Consider the following 13625-nt stretch of genomic DNA (forward strand, 5'->3'; position numbering starts at 1 on the left):
GACTCTAGGGGCTGTTGACCACGTCCACGCGGACCGACAGGGCGTCGAGCACGGACTGCTCCAGCACCGCCCGTCGCGGGTCGGGCACCGGCAGCCAGGCCCCGTCGCGTACGACGTGGCGCAGCCGCGCGTCGGCCAGCACCTCCTCGACGGCGGTGTGGTCGCCGCCGGTGGCGACCGGGCCGGTCACGCCGGCCAGGATGCGGGCGGCGTGGTCGGCCGCGGCCTCGTAGGCCTGCCGGGCCTGGTTGTCGCGCCGGCGTGCGAAGCGTTGCTGGCTCTGCCCGCCCGCCTTGGTGCGGCCCTGCACGTGGCGTTGGCCGACCTTCGACTCGGTGGTCTTCTCCCCGGCCAGCCGGGCGACGGCGAAGCCGCCCTTGCGGACCAGCAGGACCCCCCAGTCGGCCGGGGCCACGAGCGCGGCGGCGAAGGCGGCGGCGTCCGGCAGGCCGGCGTACTGCTCCCCGAAGGGCAGCCGGGCCTCGAACGTCGAGCCGTCACTGGCCGCCCCGGTCAGCGCACCGCCGGCCACCGCGAGCGCGGTGGTGCCGTGGCGGCCGTTGAAGTTGAGGACCCACCGCTCGAGGCGAGCGGCGGGGACCAGGACGTGGGTCAACGACTCAGACGTTGAACCCGAGCGCCCGCAGCTGCTCGCGGCCGTCGTCGGTGATCTTGTCCGGGCCCCACGGCGGCATCCAGACCCAGTTGATGGCGACGTCGTTGACGAGGCCCTCGAGGGCGGAGTTGGTCTGGTCCATGATCACGTCGGTGAGCGGGCAGGCCGCGGACGTGAGGGTCATGTCGAGGACGACGTTGGACTTGTCGTCGAGGTGCACGTCGTAGACCAGGCCGAGGTCGACGACGTTGATGCCGAGCTCGGGGTCGACGACGTCCTTCATCGCCTCGGTGACGTCGTCCACGGTCACCGTGGAGGTCCCGCCGGACGCGTTGGCCGCGGGCACCTCGGGCAGGTCGTCGCCGTGGTCGACGGCGCTGGTGGTCTCGGTGGTGTTCTCGGTCATCGGTTCTCCTCCGACGTTGCGGTGGCCAGGGCCGACGCGGTCGCGTCCTTCCAGGCCATCCAGGACAGCAGGGCGCACTTCACGCGCGCCGGGAACTTGGCGACACCGGCGAACGCGATGCCGTCCTCGAGGACGTCCTCGTCCGGCTCGACGGTGCCCTTGCCCTGCATCAGGGTCAGGAACTCCTCGTGGATCGACATCGCCTCGTCGACGGACTTGCCGATCACGAGGTCGGTCATCACCGACGCGGACGCCTGCGAGATCGAGCAGCCGACGGCGTCGTACGACACGTCCTGCACGGTCCCACCGTCGACGTGGACGCGCAGCGTCACCTCGTCACCGCACGTGGGGTTGACGTGGTGCACCTCGGCCTCGAAGGGGTCCCGCAGGCCCTTGTGGTGAGGGTTCTTGTAGTGGTCCAGGATGATCTCCTGGTACAGCGCGTCGAGCTCTTGACTCATGTATCAACCCAACTTGAAGTAGCTGCGGGTGTATTCCAGCGCCTCGACCAGGGCGTCGATCTCGCCCGGCGTCGTGTAGAGGTACGACGACATCCGGGTCGAGCTCTGCACGCCGAAGCGGGCGTGCGCCGGCTTGGCGCAGTGGTGCCCCGCCCGGACGGCCACGCCGCGGGAGTCGAGCACCTGCGCCACGTCGTGGGGGTGCACGCCGTCGATCTCGAAGGAGATCGCCCCGCCGCGCTCGCTCGCGTCGAGCGGACCCATCACGGTCAGGCCGGGCACGGTCGCCAGGCCCTCCAGGGCGTAGCCGGTGATGGCCTGCTCGTGGCGGTGGATGTTGTCCATGCCGATGTGGCCGAGGTAGTCCACGGCCGCGCCGAGCCCGACCGCCTCGACGATCGGCGGGGTGCCGGCCTCGAACTTGTGCGGCAGCCCGGCGTAGGTCGAGCGCTCCATCGTGACGGTCTCGATCATCTCGCCGCCCCCGAGGAACGGCGGCAGCGCCTCGAGCACCTCGCGCTTGCCCCAGAGCACGCCGATGCCGGTCGGGCCCACGACCTTGTGGCCGGTGAAGGCCAGCAGGTCCGCGCCCGAGGCGACGACGTCGACGGGCAGCTGCGGGGCGGCCTGCGAGGCGTCGACGACGACGAGCGCGCCGACCTCGTGGGCCCGGCGAGCGATCTCCGCGACCGGGTTGACCGTGCCGAGCATGTTGGAGACCCAGGTCAGCGATACGACCTTCGTCTTCTCGTTGATCAGGCGGTCGATGTCGGACAGGTCGAGCCGGCCGTCGTCGGTCAGCCCGAACCAGCGCAGCGTCGCACCCTTGCGCTCGGTGAGCAGCTGCCACGGCACGATGTTGGAGTGGTGCTCCATCTCGGTGATGACGACCTCGTCGCCCTCCCCGATCTCGAGCGGACCCCGTGCCCAGGCGAGCGTGTTGGCGACCAGGTTGAGCGCCTCGGAGGCGTTCTTGGTGAAGATCACCTCGTCGCGGCTCGGCGCCTTGATGAACGCCGCGACCTTGTCGCGGGCAGCCTCGAAGGCCTCCGAGGACTCCGCACCGAGCTGGTGCATGGCGCGCGCGACGTTCGCGTTGTGCCGCTCGAGGTGGTCGACCATCGTGTCGATCACCACCTGCGGCTTCTGCGAGGTGTTGGCGCTGTCGAGGTACACCAGCGGCAGCCCGCCCGCGAGCGTGCGCTCGAGGATCGGGAAGTCCTTGCGGATGACCTCCAGCTCGGGGAGGAGTCCGGGGAGGGTCATGCTCAGACTCCGGCCTTGATGTACTTGTCGTAGCCCTCGGCCTCGAGCTGGTCGGCGAGCTCGGGGCCGCCCTGCTCGGCGATCTTGCCGTTGACGAACACGTGGACGTAGTCCGGCGTGATGTAGCGCAGGATGCGGGTGTAGTGGGTGATCAGCAGGACGCCCTTGCCCTCCTGGCCCTTGAAGCGGTTGACGCCCTCGGACACGATCTTGAGCGCGTCGATGTCCAGGCCCGAGTCGGTCTCGTCGAGGACGGCGACCTTCGGGTTGAGCAGCTCGAGCTGGGCGATCTCGTGGCGCTTCTTCTCGCCACCGGAGAAGCCCTCGTTGACCGAGCGGGTGCCGAAGGTCGGGTCGAGGTTGAGCTTCTCGAGCGCGGCGTTGACGTCCTTGACCCACGTGCGGAGCTTGGGGGCCTCGCCGTCGAGGGCGGTCTTGGCCGTGCGGAGGAAGTTCGACACCGAGACGCCGGGCACCTCGACGGGGTACTGCATGGCGAGGAAGAGGCCGGCGCGGGCGCGCTCGTCGACCGACATGGCCAGCACGTCGGCGCCGTCGAGGGTCACGGTGCCACCGGTGACGGTGTACTTCGGGTGGCCGGCGATGGAGTAGGCCAGCGTCGACTTCCCGGAGCCGTTGGGGCCCATGATCGCGTGGGTCTCGCCCGCCTTGATGGTCAGCGTGACGCCCTTGAGGATTTCCTTGGCGCCGTCCTCGGTGTCGACCGAGACGTGCAGGTCCTTGATCTCCAGCGTGGTCATGAGGGGGTGACTCCGTTCAGAGTGGTGGTGGTGTCGACGTACACGTCGGGTCCGTCGGGGGTGTCGCGGACCTCGACAGGGAAGGTCGCGACGGGTTCGGTGGCGGGCAGTCCGGTCGGCTTGCCCGTGCGGAGGTCGAAGCGCGAGCCGTGCAGCCAGCACTCCACGGTGCAGTCCGCGACCTCGCCCTCGCTGAGCGCGACGGCGGCGTGCGAGCACAGGTCCTGGATCGCGAAGACCTCGTCGCCGTCGCGGGCCACGGCCACGCCGTAGGCCCCGATGTTGACCCCGAGGGCCTCGTCGGTGGGGACCTCCGCGAGGGAGCAGGCGCGCTGGAAGGTCACGCGAGCTCCTTGAGGACGTTCTTGGCGAGCTCGACCTCGACCGTCTCGATGAGGCCGGCCTCGATCTCGGGCACGTCGATCTTGCGGATCAGGTCGTTGAAGAAGCCGTGCACGACCAGGCGGCGCGCCTCCTTCTCCGAGACGCCGCGCGAGCGGAGGTAGAACAGCTGCTCGTCGTCGAAGCGGCCGGTCGCGGACGCGTGGCCCGCGCCCTCGATCTCGCCGGTCTCGATCTCGAGGTTGGGGACCGAGTCGGCCTGGCAGCCGTCGGTGAGCACGAGGTTGCGGTTCTCCTCGTAGGTCTCGATGCCCTCGGCCTCCTTGCGGATCAGCACGTTGCCGATCCAGACCGTGTGGGCACCCTCGCCCTGCAGCGCACCCTTGTAGACCACATGGCTCTTGGTGCGCGGCGCGGTGTGGTCGACGAAGAGGCGGTGCTCGATGTGCTGACCCTCGTCGGCGAAGTAGAGGCCGAGCATCTCGACCGAGCCGCCAGGGCCTGCGTAGTGCGCGGTGGTGTCGTGTCGTACGACGTCGCCACCGAAGGTCACGTCGACGTGCTTGAACGTCGCGTCGCGGCCCACCTTGGCGTGCCGGTGGCCCACGTGGACGGCGTCGTCGGCCCAGTCGTCGATGCTGACGACGGTGAGCTGGGCGCCGTCGCCGACGACGATCTCGGCGATGTCGGCCAGGGTGGCAGAGCCGGTGAAGCGGAAGACCACGGTCGCCTTGCTGTGCGCGCCGGCCTCGACGACCACGTGGGTCGAGCAGGCGCCGGCCGCGTCGGAGCCGGTCACGTCGATGAGGACCGGCTCGGTCAGCTCGGTGTCGGCGGCGATGCGGACGGCGTAGCGGCGAGCCGCGTCCTGCCAGACGCGGGCCGCGAGGCGGTCGCTGGGCACGAAGCCGCTGGCGCCCAGGCGGGCGTCGCCGGCCTCGAGGGGCTCGATGGTGACGCCCTCGGGGGCGTCGTGCGCCTCGGCCCCGACGGTCGTGCCGGAGAGGTCCGCGTCGGCGTGGAGGTCACGCAGCCGCTTGAGCGGCGTGAAGCGCCAGATCTCCTCGCGGCCCGTGGGCACGGGGTGGTCGGCGAGGTCGAAGGACCCCGCCGGGTGGAGGTGCGAGTCGACCTTGCCGAGCTCGAGGGCGTCGGCCACGCCGGGGCGCGCGGTATCGGTAACAGTCACGGATCGTCTTCCTACGGTGTCGAAAACAGGGGCGGGGGCGGGGGCCGGCGTCAGCCGACCGCACCCTCCATCTGCAGCTCGATGAGCCGGTTGAGCTCGAGGGCGTACTCCATCGGCAGCTCCTTGGCGATCGGCTCGATGAAGCCGCGGACGATCATCGCCATCGCCTCGTCCTGCTCCATGCCGCGCGACATGAGGTAGAAGAGCTGGTCGTCGGAGACCTTCGAGACCGAGGCCTCGTGGCCCATCGACACGTCGTCCTCGCGGATGTCGACGTACGGGTAGGTGTCCGAGCGGCTGATCTGGTCGACGAGCAGCGCGTCGCACAGCACGTTGGACTTGGAGCCGTGGGCGCCCTCGTTGATCTGGATCAGGCCGCGGTAGGAGGTGCGGCCACCGCCGCGCGCCACCGACTTCGACAGGATCGAGGAGGAGGTGTTGGGCGCCGCGTGCACCATCTTGGCGCCGGCGTCCTGGTGCTGGCCCTCGCCCGCGAACGCGATCGACAGCGTCTCGCCGCGCGCGTGCTCGCCCATGAGGTAGACGGCGGGGTACTTCATCGTCACCTTCGAGCCGATGTTGCCGTCGACCCACTCCATGGTGGCGCCGGCCTCGCACGTGGCGCGCTTGGTGACGAGGTTGTAGACGTTGTTCGACCAGTTCTGGATGGTCGTGTAGCGGCAGCGGCCGCCCTTCTTCACGATGATCTCCACGACCGCCGAGTGCAGCGAGTCGGAGGAGTAGATCGGGGCGGTGCAGCCCTCGACGTAGTGCACGTAGGCGCCCTCGTCGACGATGATCAGGGTGCGCTCGAACTGGCCCATGTTCTCGGTGTTGATCCGGAAGTAGGCCTGCAGCGGGATGTCGACGTGCACGCCCGGCGGGACGTAGATGAACGAGCCGCCCGACCACACCGAGGTGTTGAGCGCGGCGAACTTGTTGTCACCGACGGGGATGACGGTGCCGAAGTACTCCTGGAAGAGCTCCGGCTGCTCCCGCAGCGCGGTGTCGGTGTCCAGGAACAGCACGCCCTGGGCCTCGAGGTCCTCGCGGATGGAGTGGTAGACGACCTCGGACTCGTACTGGGCCGCGACGCCCGAGACGAGGCGCTGCTTCTCCGCCTCCGGGATGCCGAGCTTGTCGTAGGTGTTCTTGATGTCCTCGGGGAGGTCGTCCCACGTGGCCGCCTGCTTCTCGCTGGAGCGGACGAAGTACTTGATGTTGTCGAAGTCGATCGTCGACAGGTCCGAGCCCCACGTGGGCATGGGCTTGCGGTGGAAGAGCTTGAGGCCCTTCAGGCGCAGGTCGAGCATCCACTGCGGCTCGTTCTTCTTCGAGGAGATGTCGCGGACGACCTCCTCGCTGAGCCCGCGCTTGGCGGCGGAGCCGGCGTCGTCGCTGTCGCGCCAGCCGAAGTCGTAGCGGCCGATGCCCTCGAGCTCGGGATTGCGCTCGTCGATGGTCGTCATGAAGAGACCTGCTCCTTCGTCTTGCGGGTGGGGATGTCGGGAATGCATGTGGTGCAGACGCCGTCGCCGTGGGCGATGGTGGCGAGGCGCTGCACGTGGCGGCCGAGGACCCGGCTGATGGCCTGGGTCTCCGCCTCGCACAGCTGGGGGAACTCATGGGCGACGTGCGACACGGGGCAGTGCTGCTGGCACAGCTGCTCCCCGACGGGCAGGTCGCGGACCGAGGCGGCATAGCCCTCGTCGGTGAAGACGCGGGCCAGGACCTCGGCCGGGGTGAGCTGCGGGTGGGTCTCGCGGACCACGTCGAAGCGCTCCTCCACGAAGGCGAACCTCCGCTCGGCGAAGGCGCGGACGGCTTCGTCGCCGCCGGTCTCGTCGAGGAAGCGGAGCGCCTGCACCGCGAGGTCGTCGTACTGCTGGTCGAAGCCGTCGCGGCCCGCCTCGGTGAGGGCGAACAGCTTGGCCGGTCGACCGCGACCGCGGTGGGCGGCGCTGCGCGGCTCGCGTGCCTCGATCGTGCCGTCCTCGAGCAGCTGGTCGAGGTGGCGACGGACGGCCGCGGGGGTCAGGTCCAGGCGCTCGGCCAGGGCCGCTGCCGTCGAGGGACCGTTGTCGAGGATCGACCGCACGACGCGCTGGCGCGTCGGCTGGTCGTGTGCCCGGAGGTGGGCTTCCTCGAATTCCACAACACCAGTGTGCCGTTAATGCTGTCGCGCCTTCAAGTAAGGCTGACCTAAGCCGTCCGGAGTCCGGGATGAGCCCGGGACGAGCCCGGGATGACAGGTCGTCCACAGGTGTGTCTGCTTCACTGGATGGGTAGACGGTGGGGGACGTTTCCGGCCCTGTCCACCTGTTCCAAGGATCTCCATGACCCTGCGTGCTGTTCTGCACTCACGCATCCTGCTCGTCCTCGGTGTCGCGATCAGCATCGTCGTGCCCGTGCTCACCCTCCCCCGGCTCCCGCACGTCACGCTCTGGCCCGTTGCACTGGGACTGGCGCCGTGGGTGGTCGGCAAGTACGTCCTGTGCCCCCTGCGGTGGCGGGCCCTGACCGACGCGGGGCTGAGCCGGGCCTGGCACCTGCGGGCGTACGCCGAGTCCGAGCTGCTCGGCCTCCTCACCCCGGGACACGTGGGCGCCGACGTGTGGCGCATCCACCGGCTCGGTCGCACCGGGCTCGGCCGCGGTGACGCGGTGCTGAGCGTCGGCATGGACCGCTTCGTCGGTGCGGTCGCCCTGGCCGCCTTCGTCGGGTTCGCCGCCACGGCGCTGCCGATGCGCATGCTGCTCGGTGCCCTGGCGCTCGGGGTCGCCCTGGTCGTCGCGGTCCTGGTCCTCCGCCGGGTCCGCCCGGACCTGATGCCCTCGCGTCCCCTCCCGCGCCCACGCCAACTGGTCCACGCGCTCGTGCTGTCGACGGGCTACCAGCTCAGCATCGCCGGACTGCTGCTCGGGACGATCGCTGCGACGGGCCACGCCGTCTCCCCCCTGGCGGTCCTCGGCGCCTTCGGAGCCAGCCAGCTGGCCGGCGCCATCCCCGGGCCCAACGGCGCCAGTCCCCGCGACGGAGCCCTGGTCCTGGCCCTCGTCGCCCTGGGTGTGCCCTGGGCGGCCGCCACGGCCGCGGTCGCGCTCAAGGCCGCGGTGGCCTGGCTGCCCGCCCTCGCCCTGGGAGGCGTGAGCCTCGTGCTCACCCGGCGCGCGCTGCGCCGCACGGCGGTCCCCGCGCCAGCCTGAGATCCCTCACCGGGGGATCGAAAGGAGCCGGTCTCGGGACCTTCGCCTCCGGACCTCCGGCCGCCCAGCGGGAACGATGGACGCCGAGAGGGCGACGCCGCCCCCGGGAAGGCGTTGATGCACGAACAGCGGGGTCCGGAGCTCGTGCGGACACGCTTGCTCTGGGTCCTGGGCCAGGCGGGATGGGTCGTGCTCGGGATCATCGTCTACTTCGGGGTCCGCGGCCTGACCGAGGGCGCTGCGCCCCAGGCGGTGCACCGCGCGAACCGCATCCTGGCGTTCGAGCACGTGCTCGGGATCGACGTCGAGAAGGACCTGCAGGCACCGGTCACGAGGTCGGAGGCGCTGGAGACCATCGCCAACTGGACCTACATCTGGGGCCACTGGCCGGTCATCGTCGCCACCATGGTCTGGCTCGCGTGGCGCCACCGGGACGTCTTCCTGAGGCTTCGCGACGCCATGCTGGTCTCCGGCGCCCTGGGCATGGCGATCTTCGTGACCTTCCCCGTGGCCCCTCCCCGGCTGACGGACCTCGAGGTCGTCGACACCGTGACCGAGAGCTCCAACGCCTATCGGGTCCTGCAGCCTCCGGCCTTCGTGAACCAGTACGCCGCGATGCCCAGCCTGCACGCGGGCTGGGACCTCCTCGTCGGCATCTCGATCGTCACGGCCGCGTCGTCGCTGTGGCTGCGGGTCGTGGGCTTCGTCATGCCGGCGCTCATGGCCCTCGCCGTCCTCGTCACCGCCAACCACTACATCCTCGACGTGGTCGCCGGGGTGGTCCTCGTGCTCGTCGGGCACTACGTCGCGCTGCGCCTCGAGCAGCGGCGGCAGGGCCGGCTGAGGGGGTCGGCGTGACCGCCCTCGCCATCGCCCACCGGGCGGGCAACTCGCTCGCGGGCCTCCACGCGGCCAACGCGCTCGGGGTCGACGTCATCGAGTGCGACGTGCACGAGCACCGTGGCCGGCTCGAGGTCAGACACCTGAAGACGGCCGGACCGCTGCCCTTCCTCTGGGACCGCTGGGAGCTCGCATCTGCGTCCGCGCCCCGCCTGGGCCTCGCCGAGCTGCTCGAGGCGGACCGGCACGACACGACCTTCATGCTGGACATCAAGGGTCGACGTGTCTCGGCAGCGCGCTCCGTGGCTCGGCTGCTGCACGAGAGCGGGCACCACCGGCCCGTGCTGGTGTGCGGGCGCTGGTGGCCCTCGGTCGACACCCTCGCGAAGCTCCCGTTCGTGCGCCCGGTCCTCTCCTCGCGCAACCGGACCGAGCTCGCGCGCCTCACGCGCCGCCTCGAGGCAGGACCCCCGGTGCACGGGGTCTCGGTCCACCGCTCCCTGCTGACCCGGGAGGCGGTGTCGGGGCTCCACCGCCACGTCGAGGTGGTCATGACCTGGCCCGTCAACGACCTCGCTGCGCTCGACGCCGTGCTCGACATCGGTGTCACGGGCGTGATCAGCGACGAGCCGGCGATCCTGAGCGAGCTCCGGGCCCGGCAGGCGACGGACGACTGACGCGGCCCGGGCACCGCCCGCCCGGAAGCCCTACCTAGACTGAGCCGGTGCTCCACTCCCCCGCGCCCGCCGTCGCGATCGACGGGTTGGTGATGCGGTACGCCGACAAGGTCGCGGTCGACGGGCTCTCCCTGGTCGTGGAACGTGCCACCATCACCGCCGTGCTCGGCCCCAACGGCGCCGGCAAGACGACCACCCTGGAGACCTGCGAGGGCTACCGCAAGCCGCAGCAGGGCACCGTCCGGGTGCTCGGGCTCGACCCGGTGCGCGACCGCAAGGACCTGCTCCCCCGCATCGGTGTCATGCTCCAGGGTGGCGGCGCCTGGAGCGGCGTGCGGGCGATGGAGATGCTCGACCACGTCGCAGCCCTGCACGCCCACCCGCTGGACACGGGGATGCTCGCCGAACGGCTCGGCCTCGGCGACTGCGGCCGCACGCCCTACCGCCGGCTGTCCGGGGGCCAGCAGCAGCGCCTCGGCCTGGCGATGGCGGTCGTGGGCCGCCCCGAGATCGTCTTCGTCGACGAGCCCACCGCGGGCATGGACCCCCAGGCGCGGCGTACGACGTGGGAGCTGCTCGAGGAGCTGCGCGGCGACGGCGTGACCGTGGTGCTGACGACCCACTACATGGACGAGGCCGAACGCCTCGCCGACCACATCCACATCATCGACCACGGGCGTCTCATCGCCTCCGGGACGCCGCTGGAGCTGACCCGCGGCGGCGCGGCCGCGACCATCCGGCTCGTCGTCACCCGGCCGTTCCCGCCCGGCTCCCCGGAGTCGCTCCGGGCCGCCCTGGGCGAAGGGACCGAGGTCACCCAGCTCGACGAGCTCAGCCTGCTCGTCACCGGTCCGGCCGACCCCTCGACGCTGGCGAAGGTGTCGCGGTGGTGCGAGGAGAACGACGTGCTGCCCGAGTCCCTGACCCTGGGCCAGCGCAATCTGGAGGACGTCTTCCTCCGGCTGACCGGACGGGAGCTGGCGCCGTGAGTCCCGACAAGCTCGACCACCAGGGCATGTTCACCCCCAAGCCCGGCGCCGCGCCGTTCCCGCGGATGGTGGCCGCCCAGGCCGCCATGGAGTCACGGCTGATGCTGCGCAACGGCGAGCAGCTGCTGCTGGCCGTCGTGATCCCGGTGATCGTGCTGGTCGGCGGCGTCGAGGGCGCGCACCGCATCGGCATGACCTTCAGCCACCCGCCGGTCGACGTCTTCACGCCGGGCGTGCTCGCCCTGGCGATCATGTCGACGGCGTTCACGTCGCTGGCGATCGCGACCGGCTTCGAGCGCCGCTACGGCGTGATCAAGCGGCTCGGCTCGTCCCCGCTCCCCCGGTCGGGCCTGCTCGCCGGCAAGGTCGGCGGCCTGCTGGCCGTCGAGGTGCTCCAGGTCGTGGTGATCTCCGGCGTCGCGCTGCTGCTCGGCTGGGACCCCGACCCCGGGATCCTCGGCGCCCTGCTCGCGGTCGTGCTCGGCACGGCCGCCTTCGCCTCGCTCGGCCTGTTCGTCGCGGGGGTGCTGCGCGCCGAGGCGACACTCGCCGCGGCCAACCTCGTCTACCTCCTGCTCATGGCCGGCGGCGCGGTGGTGCTCCCCGCGTCGGCGTACGGCGCCTTCGGCCACGTCGTCGCCTGGCTGCCCTCCGGTGCCCTGGGCGACGCGATGCGCGAGGCGCTCATCCACGGCCGCACCGACCTGACCGACCTCGCCGTGCTGCTCGTCTGGGCCGTGCTCGGCACCGCCCTCACCGCCAAGACCTTCACCTGGGAGTGACGTGATCCCCCGCCTCGACCGCTGGATCGGCCCGCTCGCGTGGGCGACCCTGGTCTCCAACTCCGTGCTCGTCGTGACCGGCGGCGCGGTCCGCCTGACCGGCTCCGGCCTCGGCTGCCCGACCTGGCCGCGCTGCCACGACGAGTCCTTCACGCCGCACGGCGCCTACTCGGTGCACTCGGCGATCGAGTTCGGCAACCGGATGCTGACGTTCGTGCTGGTGGCGGTGGCCATCGCGACCCTGGTCTCCGCGTGGCAGACCGGCCGCCGCGACCTGCGCCGGATGGCGGTCCTGCTCGCGCTCGGCATCCCCGCGCAGGCCGTCATCGGCGGCATCACGGTGCTGACCGACCTCAACCCCTGGATCGTGTCCTTCCACCTGCTCTGCTCGATGGCGATCATCGGGCTGTCCGTGCTGTTCCTGCGCCGGATCGACCACCCCGCCCCCACGCCCGCCTCCGGGCCGGTCGTCGGGCTGGCCTGGGCGACCTTCGCCTCCGCCTGGCTCGTCCTGTACGTCGGCACCGTGGTGACCGGCTCCGGCCCCCACGCCGGCGACGCGAAGGCGCCGCGCAACGGCCTGGACCCGCTGCAGCTGAGCCAGCTGCACGCCGACGTGGTGTTCCTGTTCGTCGGACTGACGGTCGGGCTGCTCTTCGCACTGCTCGCGACCAGCGCGGCACGCGAGGCCACGGTCGCCGTCGGCGTGCTGCTGGCGATCGAGGTGGCGCAGGGGGCGATCGGCTTCGTGCAGTACTTCACCGACCTGCCGATCGTGCTGGTCGGCTTCCACATGCTCGGCGCGGCGCTGGTCTCGGCCAGCGTGACCTGGGTGCTGGTCCGGGTCCGCGAACCCGCCTGACCCGGACATGGCGACGACGGCCTCCCCCGCACCCCCGTGGGCGAGATCGGCCGTCGTCACACCAAGAGACGCGGTGGCCGGCCGTTTGGTTGCGTCCGGGTCCGAACTTTTTTCAGGCGGGCGTCAGCGCGTCAGCAGCGGGTCGAGCGCGACGGCCACGAAGAGGAGCGACAGGTAGAGGTTGGAGGAGTGGAACAGCCGCATCGGCTGGATCTCCGTCAGGCTCTCGGTGCCCTTGGTGCGCCCCCACATGCGGTGCGCCTCGAGCAGGAAGACCGCACCCAGCACGGCCGCGGCGATGGGGTAGACCAGACCGGTGCCGGCCACGGGCCACAGAAGCAGCGAGGTCGCGACCATCACCCAGCTGTAGATGACGATCTGGCGGCCCACCTCGGCGGCCGGCGCCACCACGGGCAGCATCGGCACGTCGACGTTGGCGTAGTCCTCGCGGTAGCGCAGCGCGAGCGCCCAGGTGTGGGGCGGCGTCCAGAAGAAGACGACCGCGAAGAGGATGACCGGCACCCACGAGAGCTGGCCGGTCACGGCGGTCCAGCCGATCAGGGCCGGGAAGCAGCCGGCGAGGCCGCCCCAGACGATGTTCTGGGTGGTCCGGCGCTTGAGCCACATGGTGTAGCCGAAGACGTAGAACGCGTTGGCCGAGACCGACAGCAGCGCCGAGAGCGGGTTGACCCAGACGTAGAGGATCACCGTCGACAGGATGCCGAGCGCGAAGCCGAAGACCAGGGCCGAGCGCGGCGAGACGATGTGCCGTGGCAGGGCCCGGCGGCGCGTGCGTCGCATCTGCTCGTCGATGTCGCGGTCGTAGACGCAGTTGAAGACCGAGGCCGAGCCGGCCGAGAAGGTGCCGCCGACGACCGTGGCGACCACGAGCCCCAGCGCGGGGATGCCGCGGGCGGCGAAGAACATGACCGGGACGGTGGTGAGGAGCAGCAGCTCGATGACGCGCGGCTTGGTGAGACCGACGTACGCCGCTATGACGTCCTTCACGGTCGCCGGGGTCGTTTCCTGCTGGTGCGCAGCAGAGGTCGACTGGCCGACGTAGGTCACGGGGATCCTCGGTGGGAAGGGGGCACTTGCTGGGTTCGATCCTATCGCGCCGGGTGAGTAGGCTCGGCCCTGCCTGAGCACCAGCGCCTGTGACGTTGGCTTCTTCACGCCGACGGGCGCACCACCCCCGAGAGGACCCTTGTGAGCACCACCGCTGGAC

Annotated in this window: 16 protein-coding genes; 6 read left to right on the forward strand and 10 right to left on the reverse strand. The window is 70.9% G+C overall.

All coding sequences use genetic code 11. The features are described from left to right. Positions 1 to 4 precede the first annotated feature (4 nt). Genes FB382_RS09145 through FB382_RS09185 form a run of 9 tightly spaced genes read right to left on the reverse strand, consistent with a single transcriptional unit; the run spans position 5 to position 7196 of the window. The gene (locus FB382_RS09145; RefSeq protein ID WP_182538558.1) at positions 5 to 616 is read right to left on the reverse strand and encodes an acVLRF1 family peptidyl-tRNA hydrolase; all 612 of its coding nucleotides are present in this window, start codon (positions 614 to 616) and stop codon (positions 5 to 7) included. Between the two features lie 4 nt (positions 617 to 620). Continuing rightward, positions 621 to 1022, reverse strand: a complete 402-nt coding sequence (locus FB382_RS09150; RefSeq protein ID WP_182538560.1) for a metal-sulfur cluster assembly factor — start codon at positions 1020 to 1022, stop codon at positions 621 to 623. Further along, positions 1019 to 1483, reverse strand: coding sequence for a Fe-S cluster assembly sulfur transfer protein SufU (gene sufU, locus FB382_RS09155; protein WP_182538562.1), 465 nt, complete (start codon positions 1481 to 1483; stop codon positions 1019 to 1021). Before sufU ends, FB382_RS09150 begins: the two co-directional genes overlap by 4 nt. A 3-nt stretch (positions 1484 to 1486) precedes the next feature. Next, entirely contained in the window at positions 1487 to 2749 is a 1263-nt protein-coding gene (locus tag FB382_RS09160) for a cysteine desulfurase (RefSeq protein WP_182538563.1), read from the reverse strand. A gap of 2 nt (positions 2750 to 2751) precedes the next feature. After that, positions 2752 to 3510, reverse strand: a complete 759-nt coding sequence (gene sufC, locus FB382_RS09165) for a Fe-S cluster assembly ATPase SufC (RefSeq protein ID WP_182538566.1) — start codon at positions 3508 to 3510, stop codon at positions 2752 to 2754. After that, the gene (locus FB382_RS09170) at positions 3507 to 3854 is read right to left on the reverse strand and encodes a non-heme iron oxygenase ferredoxin subunit (RefSeq protein WP_125036178.1); all 348 of its coding nucleotides are present in this window, start codon (positions 3852 to 3854) and stop codon (positions 3507 to 3509) included. The genes sufC and FB382_RS09170 overlap by 4 nt, the downstream gene beginning before the upstream one ends. After that, the gene (gene sufD, locus FB382_RS09175) at positions 3851 to 5041 is read right to left on the reverse strand and encodes a Fe-S cluster assembly protein SufD (protein ID WP_182538568.1); all 1191 of its coding nucleotides are present in this window, start codon (positions 5039 to 5041) and stop codon (positions 3851 to 3853) included. Before sufD ends, FB382_RS09170 begins: the two co-directional genes overlap by 4 nt. 50 nt (positions 5042 to 5091) lie before the next feature. Beyond that, a complete protein-coding gene (gene sufB, locus FB382_RS09180; protein ID WP_125036180.1) occupies positions 5092 to 6510 on the reverse strand; it encodes a Fe-S cluster assembly protein SufB in 1419 nt (472 codons plus the stop codon). Continuing rightward, a complete protein-coding gene (locus FB382_RS09185; RefSeq protein ID WP_182538570.1) occupies positions 6507 to 7196 on the reverse strand; it encodes a helix-turn-helix domain-containing protein in 690 nt (229 codons plus the stop codon). Before FB382_RS09185 ends, sufB begins: the two co-directional genes overlap by 4 nt. Before the next feature lie 181 nt (positions 7197 to 7377). Between FB382_RS09185 and FB382_RS09190 the strand changes: the two genes are divergently transcribed. From FB382_RS09190 to FB382_RS09215, 6 genes are all read left to right on the forward strand, one after another. Next, on the forward strand, positions 7378 to 8247 hold the full coding sequence (locus FB382_RS09190; protein WP_182538571.1) for a lysylphosphatidylglycerol synthase domain-containing protein: 870 nt from the start codon (positions 7378 to 7380) through the stop codon (positions 8245 to 8247). A gap of 117 nt (positions 8248 to 8364) precedes the next feature. Further along, complete coding sequence (locus FB382_RS09195; protein WP_182538572.1) at positions 8365 to 9105, forward strand: phosphatase PAP2 family protein; 741 nt, start codon at positions 8365 to 8367, stop codon at positions 9103 to 9105. Further along, entirely contained in the window at positions 9102 to 9764 is a 663-nt protein-coding gene (locus FB382_RS09200) for a glycerophosphodiester phosphodiesterase (RefSeq protein ID WP_182538573.1), read from the forward strand. The genes FB382_RS09195 and FB382_RS09200 overlap by 4 nt, the downstream gene beginning before the upstream one ends. Positions 9765 to 9811: 47 nt before the next feature. Beyond that, on the forward strand, positions 9812 to 10753 hold the full coding sequence (locus tag FB382_RS09205) for an ABC transporter ATP-binding protein (RefSeq protein WP_425490067.1): 942 nt from the start codon (positions 9812 to 9814) through the stop codon (positions 10751 to 10753). Continuing rightward, positions 10750 to 11535 (forward strand): ABC transporter permease, encoded by a 786-nt coding sequence (locus tag FB382_RS09210; protein ID WP_343055539.1) that lies wholly within the window; start codon positions 10750 to 10752, stop codon positions 11533 to 11535. The genes FB382_RS09205 and FB382_RS09210 overlap by 4 nt, the downstream gene beginning before the upstream one ends. A gap of 1 nt (position 11536) precedes the next feature. Then, entirely contained in the window at positions 11537 to 12397 is an 861-nt protein-coding gene (locus tag FB382_RS09215; RefSeq protein WP_182538574.1) for a COX15/CtaA family protein, read from the forward strand. A gap of 123 nt (positions 12398 to 12520) precedes the next feature. Here FB382_RS09215 and FB382_RS09220 read toward each other — a convergent pair whose 3' ends face one another. Beyond that, positions 12521 to 13465 carry a heme o synthase gene (locus FB382_RS09220; protein ID WP_182538575.1) on the reverse strand — a complete coding sequence of 315 codons (945 nt, stop codon included), beginning with the start codon at positions 13463 to 13465 and terminating at the stop codon, positions 12521 to 12523. Positions 13466 to 13625: the final 160 nt, after the last annotated feature.

The sequence above is a fragment of the Nocardioides ginsengisegetis genome (assembly GCF_014138045.1).
Classification (GTDB): domain Bacteria; phylum Actinomycetota; class Actinomycetes; order Propionibacteriales; family Nocardioidaceae; genus Nocardioides; species Nocardioides ginsengisegetis.

Bases quoted from the DNA above. Each gene is read 5' to 3' on its own strand.
- sufU (WP_182538562.1), bottom strand. From the start codon at position 1,483: ATGAGTCAAGAGCTCGACGCGCTGTACCAGGAGATCATCCTGGACCAC.
- FB382_RS09195 (WP_182538572.1), top strand. From the start codon at position 8,365: ATGCACGAACAGCGGGGTCCGGAGCTCGTGCGGACACGCTTGCTCTGG.
- sufB (WP_125036180.1), bottom strand. From the start codon at position 6,510: ATGACGACCATCGACGAGCGCAATCCCGAGCTCGAGGGCATCGGCCGC.
- FB382_RS09150 (WP_182538560.1), bottom strand. From the start codon at position 1,022: ATGACCGAGAACACCACCGAGACCACCAGCGCCGTCGACCACGGCGAC.
- sufC (WP_182538566.1), bottom strand. From the start codon at position 3,510: ATGACCACGCTGGAGATCAAGGACCTGCACGTCTCGGTCGACACCGAG.
- FB382_RS09160 (WP_182538563.1), bottom strand. From the start codon at position 2,749: ATGACCCTCCCCGGACTCCTCCCCGAGCTGGAGGTCATCCGCAAGGAC.
- FB382_RS09190 (WP_182538571.1), top strand. From the start codon at position 7,378: ATGACCCTGCGTGCTGTTCTGCACTCACGCATCCTGCTCGTCCTCGGT.